13 protein-coding genes are annotated in these 15,724 nt (G+C 72.9%); 4 read left to right on the forward strand and 9 right to left on the reverse strand.

What is annotated here, in order from left to right; translation table 11 throughout:
• Nucleotide 1: 1 nt before the first annotated feature.
• Genes HW130_RS21695 through HW130_RS21710 form a run of 4 tightly spaced genes read left to right on the forward strand, consistent with a single transcriptional unit; the run spans nucleotide 2 to nucleotide 3,940 of the window.
• Nucleotides 2–1,051 (forward strand): ABC transporter permease, encoded by a 1,050-nt coding sequence (locus HW130_RS21695; RefSeq protein WP_177151333.1) that lies wholly within the window; start codon nucleotides 2–4, stop codon nucleotides 1,049–1,051.
• Nucleotides 1,048–1,977 (forward strand): ABC transporter permease, encoded by a 930-nt coding sequence (locus HW130_RS21700; RefSeq protein ID WP_177151334.1) that lies wholly within the window; start codon nucleotides 1,048–1,050, stop codon nucleotides 1,975–1,977. Before HW130_RS21695 ends, HW130_RS21700 begins: the two co-directional genes overlap by 4 nt.
• Entirely contained in the window at nucleotides 1,974–2,942 is a 969-nt protein-coding gene (locus HW130_RS21705) for an ABC transporter ATP-binding protein (RefSeq protein ID WP_177151335.1), read from the forward strand. The genes HW130_RS21700 and HW130_RS21705 overlap by 4 nt, the downstream gene beginning before the upstream one ends.
• A 20-nt stretch (nucleotides 2,943–2,962) precedes the next feature.
• A complete protein-coding gene (locus HW130_RS21710; RefSeq protein WP_177151336.1) occupies nucleotides 2,963–3,940 on the forward strand; it encodes an ABC transporter ATP-binding protein in 978 nt (325 codons plus the stop codon).
• A gap of 195 nt (nucleotides 3,941–4,135) precedes the next feature.
• Here HW130_RS21710 and HW130_RS21715 read toward each other — a convergent pair whose 3' ends face one another.
• From HW130_RS21715 to rimP, 9 genes are all read right to left on the reverse strand, one after another.
• The gene (locus tag HW130_RS21715) at nucleotides 4,136–5,077 is read right to left on the reverse strand and encodes a bifunctional riboflavin kinase/FAD synthetase (protein ID WP_177151337.1); all 942 of its coding nucleotides are present in this window, start codon (nucleotides 5,075–5,077) and stop codon (nucleotides 4,136–4,138) included.
• Nucleotides 5,078–5,118: 41 nt separating this feature from the next.
• The gene (locus HW130_RS21720) at nucleotides 5,119–8,514 is read right to left on the reverse strand and encodes a trypsin-like peptidase domain-containing protein (protein ID WP_177151338.1); all 3,396 of its coding nucleotides are present in this window, start codon (nucleotides 8,512–8,514) and stop codon (nucleotides 5,119–5,121) included.
• 206 nt (nucleotides 8,515–8,720) lie between these two features.
• Nucleotides 8,721–9,620 (reverse strand): tRNA pseudouridine(55) synthase TruB, encoded by a 900-nt coding sequence (gene truB / locus HW130_RS21725; protein ID WP_177151339.1) that lies wholly within the window; start codon nucleotides 9,618–9,620, stop codon nucleotides 8,721–8,723.
• A complete protein-coding gene (gene rbfA, locus HW130_RS21730; RefSeq protein ID WP_177151340.1) occupies nucleotides 9,617–10,054 on the reverse strand; it encodes a 30S ribosome-binding factor RbfA in 438 nt (145 codons plus the stop codon). Before rbfA ends, truB begins: the two co-directional genes overlap by 4 nt.
• A 35-nt stretch (nucleotides 10,055–10,089) precedes the next feature.
• Entirely contained in the window at nucleotides 10,090–10,383 is a 294-nt protein-coding gene (locus tag HW130_RS21735; RefSeq protein WP_177151341.1) for a DUF503 domain-containing protein, read from the reverse strand.
• Between the two features lie 148 nt (nucleotides 10,384–10,531).
• On the reverse strand, nucleotides 10,532–13,588 hold the full coding sequence (gene infB, locus HW130_RS36775; protein WP_177151342.1) for a translation initiation factor IF-2: 3,057 nt from the start codon (nucleotides 13,586–13,588) through the stop codon (nucleotides 10,532–10,534).
• Between the two features lie 148 nt (nucleotides 13,589–13,736).
• Nucleotides 13,737–14,015 (reverse strand): YlxR family protein, encoded by a 279-nt coding sequence (locus HW130_RS21745; RefSeq protein ID WP_177151343.1) that lies wholly within the window; start codon nucleotides 14,013–14,015, stop codon nucleotides 13,737–13,739.
• A 118-nt stretch (nucleotides 14,016–14,133) separates the two neighbouring features.
• Nucleotides 14,134–15,129 (reverse strand): transcription termination factor NusA, encoded by a 996-nt coding sequence (gene nusA, locus HW130_RS21750; protein ID WP_177151344.1) that lies wholly within the window; start codon nucleotides 15,127–15,129, stop codon nucleotides 14,134–14,136.
• A 2-nt stretch (nucleotides 15,130–15,131) separates the two neighbouring features.
• Nucleotides 15,132–15,662, reverse strand: a complete 531-nt coding sequence (gene rimP, locus HW130_RS21755; protein WP_177151345.1) for a ribosome maturation factor RimP — start codon at nucleotides 15,660–15,662, stop codon at nucleotides 15,132–15,134.
• Nucleotides 15,663–15,724 lie beyond the last annotated feature (62 nt).

A 15,724-nucleotide genomic window follows, 5' to 3' on the forward strand; every position in this document is an offset into this window, starting at 1 on the left:
GATGAGCACCACGAGCACGACCGGCACGACCGCTGTGGCGCGGGCCCCCGAGGCCCGCGCCGCGAGCGGCCACGTACGCGCCTATCTCATCCATGCGGCGGGCAAGCTCGGCGGTGCGGCGGTCTCGCTGTTCGCCGTGCTCGTCACGAGCTTCTTCCTCTTCCGCATCATCCCGGGCGACCCGGTGAAGGCCATGACCCATGGCATGCCGACGTCCGCGCAGCAACTGGCCACGCTGCGCCGCCAGTTCGGCTTGGACCAGCCGCTGTGGCAGCAGTTCACCGACTACTGCGGCAAGGCGCTGTCGGGTGACCTCGGCATGTCGTACCAGTTCCACGCGCCCGTCGGCGATCTGATCGCCCAGAAGGTCCCGGCGACGCTGCTGCTGACCGGCGTCGCCGTGGTGATCTACTCGGCGGTCGGGCTCTGGCTGGGCACGCGCTCGGCATGGCGGCACGGCAGTCTCGGCGACAAGCTCAACACGGGTGTGGCGCTGACGCTGTGGTCGGTGCCCTCGTTCTGGCTGGGCCTGCTGCTGATCATCGTCTTCGCGGTGGGCATCGGCCCGATTCCCGGCATGTTCCCGACCGGTGGCATGGAGTCGGGCAGCGAGAGCGGTTTCGCGTACGTCGCCGACGTCGCGCACCACATGGTGCTGCCGGTGATCACGCTGGTCGCGGTCGGCTACGCGCAGACGCTGCTCGTGATGCGTTCCTCGCTGCTCGACGAGATGGGCAGCGACTATCTGACGACGGCCCGAGCCAAGGGGCTGCGGGACGACTCGGTACGCCGCAGGCACGCCGTGCCGAACGCGCTGCTGCCCACGGTGACGATGGTCTTCATCAACCTCGGCCATGTGGCGGCCGGTTCGATCCTGGTGGAGACGGTGTTCTCCTGGCCGGGCCTCGGCGGCCTGTTCTACCAGGCGCTGAGCGTGCCGGACCTCCCGCTGGTGCAGGGCCTGTTCGTCGTGTTCGCCGGCGCGATGATCGTGATGAACCTCCTCGCAGACCTCCTGTATCCGCTGCTCGATCCCCGGGTGGGCCGATGACGACCACACCGACCGCTCCGGTCACCGACAGCCCGCGGTCCGCACGCTCGCTGGCCTGGGCGCGCCGCCGGCACTCTCTCGCCCGCTTCTGGAAGGCGTACCGCACGCACCGGGCCGGGCTGTTCGGGCTCGGCGCGCTCGCCCTGATCGCCCTGGTGGCGCTCGCAGCTCCGCTGCTCGTCGGCTCCGACGTTCAGAGCGTGACGAACGCGCCCGGCACGGCACTGGAGGATCCGAGCGGCGAGTTCCCGCTGGGCACCGACCAGTTCGGCCGTTCGCTGCTCGGTCTGCTGGTGTGGGGTGCGCGGGTCTCGCTCACGGTGGGGCTGCTGGCCGCGGCCCTTTCGGTGGCCATCGGCACCCTCGTCGGCATCATCGCGGGTCACTACGGCGGCTGGTTCTCCACCGTCCTGATGAGGATCACGGACTGGTTCCTGGTGATGCCGGCGCTGGTGCTCGCGATCGTCCTGGCGACCGTCATGTCGAGGAGCATGTGGACCGTCGTCGTCGCCATCGGCGTCACCAGCTGGCCCACCACGGCCCGGCTCGTGCGCGCCCAGACCATCGCCGTCGAGTCCCGCCCGTACATCGAGCGCGCCAGGGCGCTCGGCGGCGGGCACGCGCACATCATGAACCGCCACGTCCTGCCCAATGTGATGCCGCTGGTCCTGGCGCAGACCACCCTCGGCATCTCCAGCGCCATCCTCACCGAGGCGACGCTGGCCTTCCTGGGTCTCGGCGACCCGACGGTCGTCTCCTGGGGCGGGATGCTCCAGGACGCCCGTGAGGCGGGCGCCGTGTCGTCGGGCCACTGGTGGTACCTGGCGCCGCCCGGTATCTCCATCGCCGTCGTGGCCCTCGCCTTCACCCTGTGCGGGCGCGCCGTCGAATCCGTACTCAACCCGAAGCTGGGGGCCGCGCGTTGAGCGTGCTGGAGGTCAAGGACCTGTATGTGACGTACGGCAGCGGCACGACGTCCGTGCCCGCCGTACGCGGTGTCGACCTCACGCTCGCGGCCGGCCGCAAGCTGGGGGTCGCGGGCGAGTCCGGCTGCGGCAAGTCGACGCTCGCGCTCGCCCTGCTGCGGCTGCTGCCCGCGTCCGCGCGCCTCACCGGGGAGATCCTGCTCGACGGCGAGGACGTGCTGGCCATGAAGTGGGGACGGCTGCGGGTCGTCCGCTGGGCGGGGGCGTCGATCGTCTTCCAGGGCGCGATGCACTCGCTCAACGCGGTGCACCGCGTCGGCGACCAGATCGCCGAGCCGATCCTGCTGCACCGCAGGGCCACCCCGGCCGAGGCGAGGACGCGCGTCGGCGAACTGCTCCAGCACGTGGGCCTGCCCGTCTCCCGCGCGGACGCGTATCCGCACGAGCTGTCCGGCGGGCAGCGCCAGCGGGTCATGATCGCGATGGCTCTGGCCTGCGATCCCCGGCTCATCGTGGCCGACGAGCCGACCACCGCGCTCGATGTGATGATCCAGGCGCAGATCCTGCGGCTCATCGAGCAGCTGGTCGCCGAGAAGGACATCGCCCTGTTGATGATCAGCCACGATCTGGGCGTCCTCGCCGACACCTGCGACGAGCTGGCCGTGATGTACGCGGGACGGATCGTCGAGGAGGGCCCGGCACGGGAGGTGTACGGCGCGGCCCGGCACCCGTACGGGCAGGCCCTCTCCGCGGCGTTCCCGCGCATCGGCGATCCCGCGTCGCGCCGTGCACCTCGCGGCCTGCCGGGCGACCCGCCCGACCCGGCGTCGCTGCCGGGCGGCTGTACGTTCCACCCGCGCTGTCCCGTCGCCGTGGACGCCTGCGCGAGCGAGGACCAGGTGCTGGTCGCGGCCGGTGAGGAGCGCCGGGCGGCCTGTCTGCACGTGGGGGCGAAGCAGCTGTGAGCCGTACCGAGGAGCCGAGTATGACCACCACTCCCCTGCTGTCCGCGGCCGGACTGCACGTCGCCTTCCCCGGGCGGCGGGGTCGCCCCACCGCGCGGGCGGTCGACGGGGTCGATCTCGACATCGGTGCGGGCGAGATCGTCGCGCTGGTCGGCGAGTCCGGCTGCGGCAAGACCACCCTCGCCCGCTCGCTGCTCGGTCTGGTCCCGCCGACGTCGGGGCGGGTGACGTTCGGGGGGCAGCCGCTTGACTACGCCTCACGCGCGCTGAAGCGGTACCGCAAGCGGGTGCAGCTGGTGCTCCAGGACCCGAGCGGTTCGCTCAACCCGCGGCACACCGTGTACGACGCGGTCGCCGAGGGCCTGCGCATCCACGGGTACGCGGGCGACGAGCGGGCGGCCGTCGCCGAGGCGCTGTCGCGGGCGGGCCTGCGCCCGCCGGAGCGGTTCTTCCTGCGATACCCGCACGAACTGTCCGGCGGTCAGCGCCAGCGCGTGGTGATCGCCGGCGCGCTGGCGCTGGAGCCCGAACTGATCGTCGCCGACGAGCCGGTGGCGTCGCTGGACGCCTCCGTACGCGGCGAGATCCTCGCGCTGCTGCTGCGCCTGCGGGACGAACTGGGCCTGTCCGCGCTGGTGGTGACGCACGACCTCGGGCTCGCGTGGAACATCGCGGACCGGGTGGCGGTGATGTACCTGGGCCGGATCGTGGAGGCGGGCCCGGTGGAGGAGGTGCTGACGGCGCCCCGCCACCCGTACACCCAGGCACTGTTGTCGGTGCTCCCCGAGTCGGGCAACGCCCCGGTGGTCCTGACGGGCGAACCCCCGGACCCGTCCCGGATCCCCACCGGATGCCGTTTCCACGCCCGCTGCCAGATCCTGTCCTCGGGCGAGGCGGCGCGGGCGGGGGTGGCGGACCTGTGCCGCACCCGGGACCTGCCGGTGCTGGGGAGCGCGGGGGCGGGGGTGGCATGCCACTGGGCGGGGGCGTCGGGCTGAGGCCGGGCCCGACGAGACCGGGAACTCCGCCCCGATGCCCCCGCGCCGGCTGCGCGGCGCCATACGGTTCGGGCGGCCCCTGGCCCTGATGCGTGGCACGCGCGCCGCGCGTACGGAGCGGGTCACGCCCTGGGGCGCGCACCGCGTGCGCGGAGCGGTCCTCTCCGAGAGACGGCCACGCCCGAGAGCGTGTGCCTACGCCGCCGTCAGTTCGCGGCAGCGCTTCACGTCGTCCGCCATCGCCACCAGCAGCGCGTCGATCGAGTCGAACTTCTGCTGGCCCCTCACGTACGCCAGGAAGTCCACCGTCACGTGCAGCCCGTACAGGTCCAGGCCGACGCGGTCGATCGCGTACGCCTCGACCGTGCGCTCCGTGCCGTCGAACTGCGGGTTCGTGCCGACGGAGATCGCCGCCGGCATGCGCTCCCCGTTCGCCGTCAGCCAGCCCGCGTACACGCCGTCCGCCGGGATCGCGGTGTGGGGAAGGGTCTCCACGTTCGCCGTGGGGAAGCCGAGCTCGCGCCCGCGCTGCGCGCCGCGGACCACGACGCCCTCGACGCGGTGCGGGCGGCCGAGGATCTCGGCGGCACCCGTCACGTCGCCCTCGGCGACCAGGCGGCGGGTCAGGGTCGAGGAGAACGGCTCGCCGCCGCCCGCCTCGCCGGACACGAACAGGTCGACGACCTCGACCTCGTAGTCGTACGTGGCGCCGAGCTCGGTGAGGAAGGCGACGTTCCCGGCGGCCTTGTGGCCGAAGCGGAAGTTCGGGCCCTCGATGACCGCGCGTGCGTGCAGCTTGTCGACGAGCACCTTCACGATGAAGTCGGCGGGCGACAGCTTCGAGAACTCGACGGTGAACGGCAGGATGAGCACCGCGTCCACGCCCAGCTCCGCCATCAGCTCCGCGCGGCGGTGGTGAGGCGCCAGCAGCGGCGGGTGGCTGCCGGGGCGCACGACCTCGCTGGGGTGCGGGTCGAAGGTGACGACCACCGACGGCACGCCCAGCTCGCGCGCCTTCTCCACGGCACGACCGATGATCAGCTGGTGTCCGCGGTGCACCCCGTCGTAGGAGCCGATGGTGACGACGCTGCGTCCCCAGTCCTCGGGGATGTCCTCCAAGCCACGCCAGCGCTGCACTGTGACCGCTCCTCGCCCGAACCCGTGTACGTCATTAACGATTACGCAGGTCTAAGACTGCCATGCCCGGGACCCCCGCTTCGCATCGGCACCTGGCTGCCGGGCGTCCAGAGCGTCCCCCATGTGTGCGGACCGGCCACGAGGGCCCATTCCTCCGGGTCCTCGGCGAGCCATCGGCTGAGCGCGACGGCGAAGCGCGGCGCGGTCCCGGCGAGTTCCACGAGGCGGCGGTCGAGGCAGGCCGCGCCGCCGGGGCTGCGGACCAGCAGCAGGCCGGTGCGGTGCACGAGGGCCCTCGTCGTGGACTCGTCGGCGGCCCCGCAGCCGAGTGCCGCGGCCCGCAGCACGGCGTCGAGCACCTCCAGGTCGCGGGCCTCGTACTGCTCGTAACGCAGCAGTACGTCGAGGAGCTCGGCGCGCAGCGGGCGGGAGGCGGGGCTGCCGGGCGCGGCGAGTACGGGTGCGAGCGCGCTGCGTACACGCGCGGGCCGGCCGCGCAGCAGGCGGGTGACGAGGGGGAAGAGGACGGCGCGGTCGACGGGCCGGTGCTCCAGGCGGTGCTCGACGTAGGCCGCGGCGTGCGGCGCTCCGCCGGGCCGGTGGTCGACGTACTCGCAGACGAGGGCGGCGACCGGCCGGGCCGTGGCGGGAGTGGTCGCCCGGGCGAGCACGTCCAGCAGGGCGCCCGTGTCGGTGGCCTCGGGCCGCAGGAGCCGGGTCCGGAAGGCGGCGAGCACGGGGGCCGGGTGGGTGGAGAGGGCACCGGTGAAGGCGGCCGGGGGCAGCTGCGGGTCGCCGTCCGCGAAGCGGGCCAGCGCCCGGTCCAGGTGGTGGCCCCGGCTGACGGGGTCGCGGACGAGCAGGGCCAGTGCCGGGCCGCTCAGCGGTCCGGGGCGTGCGAGCAGCGCGCCCGCCGCGCGGCGCAGCAGTTCGCGGTCGGCCTCGGCGGTGATCGTGGCATCGGCGGCACGGGCGTGCCTGGCGGCCGCGGCCCGCCGGGCCGGGCGCGGATCGCGGGCCCACCGGTGGACGGCACGGCAGTAGGCGGCGGGCTCGTCGTGCGCGAGGACGGCGAGGAGCTCGGCGGCTCGCGGGTGGGCCGTGTCGACGAGGGCGTCGGCGAGGCCGTCGGGGTCCTGGCCGCGACGGGCGTACAGGAGGGCCTGCGCTGCCGCGGAGACGGTGGGCCGCACGACCGCGGCCGGCCCCGCGGCGAGCGGTGTGTCGTCGGTGAACCACCGGCACACCAATGGCTGTACGGCCCGGGGATCGGCGGCCAGTCGCTCCGCGGCCAGGTCGAGGAAGCGCGGCGCGGCCGCGCCTGCGCCCGGTACGCGGTCGGCGGGGACGAGGCGGCGCAGCAGGTCGAGGCGGGACGCCTCACCGAGCGGCAGCCGCGCCCAGAACGCGGGCCCGAAGTCCTTCCGGTCGGCGGGCACGGCGACGACGCGCCGGGCGAGCAGCCGCAGCACGCCGACGTACGGCTCGGCGTCCGGCACGCGGTGCAGCACCTCGGTGAGCAGGCGCACCGCCCACCAGCGGGCGTCCCGGTCCTCCTGCGACGCGTCGGTGCGGTCCAACGCGCCGACGAGGGCGGTCAGTTCGGTGACGAGCCGGCCGTGGCCGCGCTGCCGGGCGAGGAGCAGCAGGGCCTGCACGAGGGGGCCGCTGCGGTGGCGCGGCACGGCCGGCGCCGCGTCGGCTGGCAGGGCGCGGCCGTGCACGAGCGTGCGGAGCGCGGTGCCGAGGTCCAGATGGGCGCCCTGGATCCAGTCGGCGAACTCCTCGTGGGCGAAACGGTAGCCCCCGCCGGCCGGGACGAGCAGCCCCTCGGTGAGCACGGCCGGTGCCCAGCCGGACGCCCAGGGGAAGAGCTCCTCGAAGGACCGGCGGTCCAGTTCGCCCTGCCCGGGGCCCACGCAGCGCCGTGCCGCCTCGTGCACGCGGCCGGCCACCCGGGCGGCGAGCCGCCGCACGGCGGTGCCGCGCGGGGGCGGTGCCGTCGCCGCGGCGACCCGGACCGCGATGCGCAGGCACAGCAGGTCCAGCCAGGCGGCGAAGACGTCCTCGCGTCCCGGGCTGCCCGCAGCCCCGTCGGGCAGGGCCCTGCGCACCTCGGCGAGCAGGCGCAGTGCGAGCGGATGGCCTGCGTCGCGATCGGCGAGGGCGTGCTCGGGCAGGCCGTACCGCTCCCGCATCAGGCGCGCCTGTTCCGGTCCGAGGTCCCCGATCCGTACGACGGGGCGCGCCGTGCGGGCGTGGGCGGCGGACGGCCGGTACAGCTCCGCGGCCTGTTCCCAGTGCTCGGGGCCGCAGCCGACGACCAGGTGCACGGAGTGGTCGGCCAGCCAGGCGGCGGTGGCCGGGGCCCAGTGCGCGAGCCGGTGCGCCAGGGCGGGGGGCATCTCCTCGGGGCCGTCGAGGACGACCAGGAGGGGGCGGCCGGCCGCGCGGGACAGGTGCGCCACACGTCGCGGGGTGACGCCCGCGAGGTCGTCGGTCCCCTCGGCGGCGGCCCGGATGCGTGCCGCGCGGCGCAGCGCGCGGGCCATCGCGTCGGCGAGGGACGTGTCGTCGGGGTGCAGGTCCGCGCCGCGCAGCCACAGGGTGGGAGCGGGGTGGGGGCCGTCCGCGCGCCGTGCGGCGAGCGCCGACAGTTCCGTGGTGCGTCCCGTGCCGGGTGCGCCGACGAGCCCCAGCACCCCGGGCGCGGACCGGGTGAAGGCAGCCAACTGGGCGGCCGCTTCGGGCCGTTCGACCGGACCGGGCCAGGCGCCGGGGCCTGCGGTGGGCCCGCAGGAGACGGCGGCGAGTTCGAGGACGGCTGCGAGGTTGAGGTCGTCGCCGTAGGCGGGCACGGTGGCGGCGTTGCGCCTCAGCAGCGCGGCGAGCGGACCGTCCGGGGGGCCGGGGCGCAGGGGCCGGACGACCGCCGCCGCGCGCTGTCCGGGCGGCGGGGGCGCGCCGAGGACGCCGAGGACGGCGCCGGTGGCCGCGTCGAGCACGGGTCCTCCGACGGCCGACCGGCCGCGGCGGAGCGCGTCGCTGCCGTCCGTCCCCATGGCCAGCTCCACGGCTCCGGGGTCCGGGACTCCGTGGGCCCTGCCGAGAACCCTGGCCTCGCGCCAGCCGCCGGCGAGGAGTCGTACGTACGTCCCGCGCGCGACGTGGTCCCGTGCGCCGATGGGCAGCGGGGGCACGGCAAGTCCGCGGGTGCGGATCAGGGCGACACCGAGGCCCGGGAGGCGGGTGACGGCGTCCGCCTGTGCGGTGCTCTCGCGGCCGCCGGGTGCCCTGACGAGCAGGGCGTCGTGTCCGTCGACGGCCTCCTGACCGGTGACGACGGTGCCCGAGTCGTCGGCGACGAAACCGGTGCCCAGCGGCCGCCCGGCCCGATCGCAGATCCGTACCAACGTTGCCGTACTGCCGCGTTCCATGCGGTCGACGCTAGATCGCCGATGATCAGCGCAGGAGTCCGCGTCACGAAAGCGCCCCCGAGTGCGCCGCCAGATACTCCGAGCGCCTGCCCGATGAGGTGAATCCGGGCGTTACAGCGGACAGCCTGTGGGTGGGGGAAGCGAGGGGGGGTCGTGGCACGGGCGGAGTCACCGCCCGTGCCACGAGGCGTCCCGGGTCCTCGGGGTCAGGCGAAGACGGCGAGGCTCTTGGCCTTGCCCTTCTGCTCCTCGACCAGCGCCAGGAAGCGCCCGCCGGGGCCGAAGACCGCGACCGGCGACCGGTCGTGGGCCGGCATGTCCAGCCGCACCCCGTTGGCCAGCAGCTTCGCCCGCCGCTCGTCCACGTCCCAGCGGGGGAAGGCGGCCGCGGCGGCTTCGGCGATCGGCATCACCGTCAGCTCCTGCTGGAGCTGGTCGAGCGTCTTCGCCGCGTCGATCCCGTAGGGGCCGACCCGGGTCCGGCGCAGCGCGGTGAGGTGACCGCCGACCCCGAGCGAGGCGCCGAGGTCGCGGGCGAGCGCCCGGATGTAGGTGCCGGAGGAGCAGACCACGGAGACGACGAGGTCGACGACGGTCAGGCCGTCCTCGGTGGTCGCCTCCCGCACGTCGTACACCTGGAACGAGGAGACGGTCACCGGCCGGGCCGGGATGTCGAACTCCTCGCCGCCGCGCACGCGCGCGTACGACCGCTTGCCGTCGATCTTGATGGCGCTGACCTTGGACGGTACCTGCATGATGTCGCCGGTCAGTTCGGCGACGCCCGCGTCGATCGCCTCACGGGTGATCCCGGAGGCGTCGGCGGTGGACGTGATCTCGCCCTCCGCGTCGTCCGTGACGGTGTTCTGCCCGAGCCGGATGGTGCCGAGGTACTCCTTCTCCGTCAGCGCGAGGTGGCCGAGGAGCTTGGTGGCCTTCTCGACGCCGAGAACGAGCACCCCGGTGGCCATGGGGTCGAGCGTCCCCGCGTGTCCGACGCGCCGGGTTCTCGCGATCCCGCGCATCTTGGCGACGACGTCGTGCGAAGTGAAGCCCGACGGCTTGTCGACGATGACAAGTCCGTCGGGCGTCCGGATGTGCTCTGTCATTCCGAGGCTTCGTCCTCGGGCTTGCGGTACGGGTCGGCCTCGCCGGCGTACATGGCACCCGAGGACGCCTCGCGCACCTTGGCGTCCGAGGCCCGCGCCTTGTCGAGGAGGTCCTCGATCGTCTTCGCGTTCTCCGGGAGGGCGTCGGCCACGAACGTCAGGGTCGGCGTGAACTTCGTCCCCGCCGCCGCGCCGACCGCCGAGCGCAGGATGCCCTTGGCACTCTGCAGTCCGGCCGCCGCGCTGGCCCTGTCCTCGTCGTCGCCGTAGACCGTGTAGAAGACCGTGGCCTCCCGAAGGTCACCGGTGACGCGGGTGTCCGTGATGGTCACGTTCGATCCCAGCCGGGGGTCCTTGATGCCGCGCTGCAGCTTCTCGGCGACCACCTCCCGGATGAGGTCTGCCAGTTTCTTCGCCCGCGCGTTGTCGGCCACTGGTCCTTCTCCCTTTCCTGCTGTGCCTTGCTCATTCAGTCTTCGTCGCTGTGGAGTCTGCGTCTAACCGACAGCAGCTCCACCTCGGGCCGGGCGGCGACGAGGCGCTCGCACCGGTCCAGTACGTCTGCGAGATGTCCCGTGTCGCCGGACACCACCGCGAGGCCGATCTCGGCCCGCCGGTGGAGGTCCTGGCCGCCCACCTCGGCCACGCTCACCGGGTACTTCCGCTGGAGTTCGGCGACGATCGGGCGGACCACGGAGCGCTTCTCCTTCAGCGACCGTACGTCGCCGAGAAGCAGATCGAAGGACAGCGTCCCCACATACATGTGTGTGACCGGATGTCCCGCCGGTTCGGGTTCATGACGCCTGCCAGCGCTTGGCAGGGACCTCCAAACCGTACACGCAACGGCCGGGGCCGATCGACGGAGTTTGTTCCGCCGACCGGCCCCGGAAAGGCTGCGCAGCCGAGCTGTGTCAGCCGCGCGGCTTCTCGCGCATCTCGTACGTCGCGATGACGTCGTCGACCTTGATGTCGTTGAAGTTTCCGAGGTTGATACCGCCCTCGAAGCCTTCGCGGATCTCGGTGACGTCGTCCTTGAAGCGACGCAGGCCCTCGATGTTGAGGTTCTCCGCGATGACCTTGCCGTCGCGGATGAGCCGGGCCTTGGTGTTGCGCTTGACCTCGCCGGAGCGGATGAGCACACCCGCGATGTTGCCCAGCTTGGACGAGCGGAAGACCTCGCGGATCTCCGCCGTACCGAGCTCGACCTCTTCGTACTCCGGCTTGAGCATGCCCTTGAGGGCCGCCTCGATCTCCTCGATGGCCTGGTAGATCACCGAGTAGTACCGGACGTCGACGCCCTCGCGCTCCGCCATCTGCGAGGCACGGCCGGCCGCGCGGACGTTGAAGCCGATGACGATGGCGTCGGAGCCCATCGCCAGGTCGATGTCCGACTCGGTGACCGCACCCACGCCGCGGTGCAGCACGCGGATGTCGACCTCTTCGCCGACGTCGAGCTGGAGCAGGGAGGACTCGAGAGCCTCCACCGAACCGGACGCGTCGCCCTTGATGATGAGGTTGAGCTGCTGGACCTCGCCCGCCTTGAGTACCTTGTCGAGGTCCTCGAGGGACACCCGGCGGGTGCGCTTGGCGAACGCGGCGTTGCGCTCACGGGCGGCACGCTTCTCGGCGATCTGACGGGCCGTGCGGTCCTCGTCGACGACCAGGAAGTTGTCGCCGGCGCCCGGGACGTTGGTGAGACCGAGCACGAGGACGGGGGTCGAGGGACCCGCCTCCTCCACGTTCTCGCCCTTGTCGTCGAGCATCGCGCGGACACGGCCGTACGCGTCACCGGCGACCATCGTGTCGCCGACACGCAACGTGCCTCGCTGGACCAGGACGGTCGCGACGGCGCCGCGGCCCTTGTCCAGGTGGGCCTCGATCGCGATGCCCTGCGCGTCCTGGACGGGGTTGGCCCGCAGGTCGAGCGAGGCGTCCGCGGTGAGGACCACGGCCTCCAGCAGGGAGTCGATGTGCAGACCCTGCTTGGCGGAGATGTCGACGAACATGGTGTCGCCGCCGTACTCCTCGGCCACCAGACCGAACTCGGTGAGCTGGCCGCGCACCTTCGTCGGGTCCGCGCCCTCGACGTCGATCTTGTTGACCGCGACCACGATCGGCACGTCGGCCGCCTTGGCGTGGTTCAGCGCCTCGATCGTCTGGGGCATCACACCGTCGTTGGCCGCGACCACGAGGATCGCGATGTCGGTGGACTTCGCACCACGGGCACGCATGGCGGTGAACGCCTCGTGACCCGGGGTGTCGATGAAGGTGATCGCACGCTCTTCGCCGTTGACCTCGGTGGCGACCTGGTACGCACCGATGTGCTGCGTGATACCGCCGGCCTCGCCCGCAACGACGTTCGTCTTGCGGATCGCGTCCAGCAGTCGGGTCTTGCCGTGGTCGACGTGACCCATGACGGTCACCACCGGCGGACGCGAGACCAGAGCCTCGTCGCCGCCCTCGTCCTCGCCGAACTCGATGTCGAAGGACTCGAGCAGCTCACGGTCCTCCTCCTCCGGGCTGACGATCTGAACGGTGTAGTTCATCTCGTCACCGAGGAGCTGCAGCGTCTCGTCGGAGACGGACTGCGTGGCCGTGACCATCTCGCCGAGGTTCATCATGACCGCGACGAGCGACGCCGGGTTGGCGTTGATCTTCTCCGCGAAGTCGGTGAGCGACGCACCGCGCGACAGGCGAATGGCCTCGCCGTTGCCGCGAGGCAGCATCACACCGCCGACCGACGGGGCCTGCATGGCCTCGTACTCCTGGCGCCTCTGCCGCTTCGACTTGCGGCCACGGCGCGCCGGGCCGCCGGGACGGCCGAAGGCGCCCTGCGTGCCACCACGGCCGCCGGGACCGCCCGGACGTCCGCCGAAGCCGGGACGACCGCCGCCGAAGCCGCCGCCACCACCGGGGCCGCCGCCACCGGGACGACCGGCGAAACCGCCGCCGCCACCGGGACGACCGCCGCCACCGCCGCCACCGGGACGGCCGGCGAAGCCGCCGCCTGCCGGACGGCCGGCGCCGCCGGGACGACCGGCACCGCCGGGACCACGACCGCCGCCGCCGCCACCGCCGGGGCCGGGACGCGGGCCGGCAGCGGGACGCTGCGGCATCATGCCCGGGTTGGGACGGTTGCCGGCAGGGCCGCCGCCGGGGCGGGGAGCCTGCGGACGCGGCATGCCGCCCGGAGTGGGACGGGCACCGCCCTGGCCCTGCGGACGCGGAGCGCCGCCGGGGCCACCCTGCGGACGCGGAGCGCCCGGAACGGCACCGCCGCCAGGACGCGGGGCACCACCCGGACGGGGCGCCTGCGGGCGCGCCATGCCGGTGGAGCCACCGGAGGTGAAGGGGTTGTTGCCCGGACGGGGACCGGCCGGACGGGCACCCGGTCGCGTCCCGCCGGCGCCGCCGGCCGGACGTGCCGGACGCTCGCCGCCGCGGCCGCCGTCACGCTGGCCGCCGGCCGGAGCCGGGCGGGCAGGACGGGGCCCGGGGGTCGCACCCGTGGGGCGCGGGGCCTGCGGGGTGCTGGGCTGTGCCGGGGCCGGAGCCGAGAACTCGGCAGCGGGCACCGGAGCCGCCGGAGCGGGCTTGGCCGGTGCGGGCTTGGGACCCGGAGTCGGACGCGGGCCCGGGGTCGGGGCCGCGGAGGGGGTGCTGCTCGCCGGTGCCGCCTTGGGGGCCGGGGCGCCGGGCCTCGGGGCAGCGGGACGTGCCGCCTGCGCCGGGGATGGCGCGGCGGGCTTGGCCGGCGACGCCTTGCGGGGCGCGCCGGGCTTGGCTGCGGTCTTGCCGGCGTTGCCACCGGGCCCCTGCAGCGCGTCAGTCAGTTTGCGTACAACCGGCGCCTCGATCGTCGAGGACGCCGAACGGACGAATTCACCGAGTTCTTGGAGCTTGGCCATGACGACCTTGCTCTCCACGCCGAACTCCTTGGCGAGTTCGTATACCCGGACCTTAGCCACTTCGCTCCTTTTAGGTCCGGGTTACCGCCGGACCGTCGCTACTTCATGGGCGTACTCATCGCGTACTCATCGAGTGCTCATCGCAATCTCGACCTACTTCCAACTCGCGAGGTACCTGACCGCACGGTGTTCCGTGCCGTACTTCTTCTTACGGTGCTGCCTGCTCGACATACCGCCGGACGTCGGCGGTCTCCAGCGGTCCCTTGACCCGGAAGGCCCTCGGGAACGCCCGGCGGCGAACCGCCAGGTCGAGACAGACCAAGGCGGGGTGCACGTACGCACCCCGGCCGGGCAGCGTACCGCGATCATCGGGGACGCACTCGTCCTCGATCACCACGATGCGCAGCAGATCGGTCTTGGCCGCTCGCTCCCGGCATCCCACACAGGTTCGCTCAGGGCACACGCGGGCATGCGTCCGGCCAGACACGCTTAAGTCTACCTCCCCGCACCGACCTCACCCCTTTGGGGCAAAAATCGAACGGATGTTGTCCTGATCCGCGTGACCCCCCGGCTCATGCCAACGGGGCTTCACGCCGATTCATTCCTCAGCCCTGGTCGGAGGCGTGCTCCGTGTCGGGGCGGATGTCGATGCGCCAGCCGGTCAGGCGCGCGGCGAGGCGGGCGTTCTGCCCTTCCTTGCCGATAGCCAGCGACAGCTGGTAGTCCGGAACGGTGACGCGGGCGGAGCGGGCGCCGAGGTCGACGACCTCCACCTTGCTCACCCGGGCGGGCGACAGCGCGTTCGCCACCATCTCGGCCGGGTCGTCCGACCAGTCCACGATGTCGATCTTCTCGCCGTGCAGCTCGGCCATCACATTGCGCACCCGGCCGCCCATCGGGCCGATGCAGGCGCCCTTGGCGTTCAGACCCGAGCGGGTGGAGCGGACCGCGATCTTGGTGCGGTGACCGGCCTCGCGGGCGATCGCCGCGATCTCGACGCTGCCGTCGGCGATCTCCGGGACCTCCAGCGCGAACAGCTTCTTCACCAGGTTGGGGTGGGTGCGCGACAGCGTCACGGACGGGCCGCGCACACCCTTGGCCACCCGGACCACGTAGGTGCGCAGCCGCAGGCCGTGGGTGTACTCCTCGCCCGGCACCTGCTCCTGCACCGGAAGGATCGCCTCGAGCTTGTCGTCCAGCTTGACGAGGACGTTCTTCGGGTCCTTGCCCTGCTGCACCTGGCCCGCGACGACATCGCCCTCACGGCGGGCGTACTCGCCGAAGGTGACGTCGTTCTCCGCGTCCCGCAGCCGCTGCTGGATGACCTGGCGGGCGGTGCTCGCGGCGATCCGGCCGAAGTCCGACGGGGTGTCGTCGAACTCCTTGGGCTCCTGGCCCTCCTCCAGATCGGACGGGTCCTCCTTCGCCCACACCGTCACATGGCCGGTGTCCCGGCTGAGCACCACACGGGCGTGCCGGCGGCTGCCCTCGGTGCGGTGGTACGCGATGAGGAGGGCCGATTCGATGGCCTCGACCAGCAGGTCGAAGGCGATCTCCTTCTCCTGTGCCAAGCCCCTCAGGAGCTTCACGTCGATGTCCACGGCTACGCCTCCTCTTCCTTCTCGTCCTTCACGTCCTGCTTGTCCTTGCGGCTGAACTCGATCTCGACGCGCGCCTTGGCGATCTCGTCGAACGCGACCCGGCGGGCGGTGGGCTTGCGCCCCTTCACGCCCGGGATCTCGAGGTCGAGCCCTTCGTCGTCCACGGTGAGGATGCGGGCGACCAGTTCCCCGGCACCCTCTGCCCCTTGGGCGGTCAGCTGCAGCTTGACCAGGCGGCCGGTGGCGCGCACGTAGTGGCGGTGCTGTGTCAGGGGGCGGTCGGCACCGGGAGAGCTGACTTCGAGGACGTACTCGCCCTCGCCCATCGCGTCCGTCTCGTCGAGCTTCTCGGAGAGGGAGCGGCTCAGCTCGGCGCAGGCGTCCAGCTCCACGCCGTCGTCGGAGTCGACGATGATCCTCAGTGTGCGGCGCCGGCCGGCCCGCGAGACCTCGATCTCTTCCAGATCCAGGCCGGCGGCGGTGACGAGCGGCTCCAGCAGCCCGCGCAGCCGCTCGCTCTGGGTGGTGCTCATCCGGGTGACTCCTCGGCCGCGTGTGCTGTTGTGGGATCGTCGCGTGTCGAAGGAAAGGGTAT

Source organism: Streptomyces sp. PKU-EA00015 (assembly GCF_013387495.1).
In the GTDB taxonomy this organism is placed as follows: domain Bacteria; phylum Actinomycetota; class Actinomycetes; order Streptomycetales; family Streptomycetaceae; genus Streptomyces.

Excerpts from the sequence above, each read along its gene's own strand:
- HW130_RS21695 (WP_177151333.1), top strand. The coding sequence starts at position 2 with ATGAGCACCACGAGCACGACCGGCACGACCGCTGTGGCGCGGGCCCCC.
- HW130_RS21700 (WP_177151334.1), top strand. The coding sequence starts at position 1,048 with ATGACGACCACACCGACCGCTCCGGTCACCGACAGCCCGCGGTCCGCA.
- HW130_RS21710 (WP_177151336.1), top strand. The coding sequence starts at position 2,963 with ATGACCACCACTCCCCTGCTGTCCGCGGCCGGACTGCACGTCGCCTTC.
- HW130_RS21720 (WP_177151338.1), bottom strand. The coding sequence starts at position 8,514 with ATGGAACGCGGCAGTACGGCAACGTTGGTACGGATCTGCGATCGGGCC.
- truB (WP_177151339.1), bottom strand. The coding sequence starts at position 9,620 with ATGACAGAGCACATCCGGACGCCCGACGGACTTGTCATCGTCGACAAG.
- HW130_RS21735 (WP_177151341.1), bottom strand. The coding sequence starts at position 10,383 with ATGTATGTGGGGACGCTGTCCTTCGATCTGCTTCTCGGCGACGTACGG.
- rimP (WP_177151345.1), bottom strand. The coding sequence starts at position 15,662 with ATGAGCACCACCCAGAGCGAGCGGCTGCGCGGGCTGCTGGAGCCGCTC.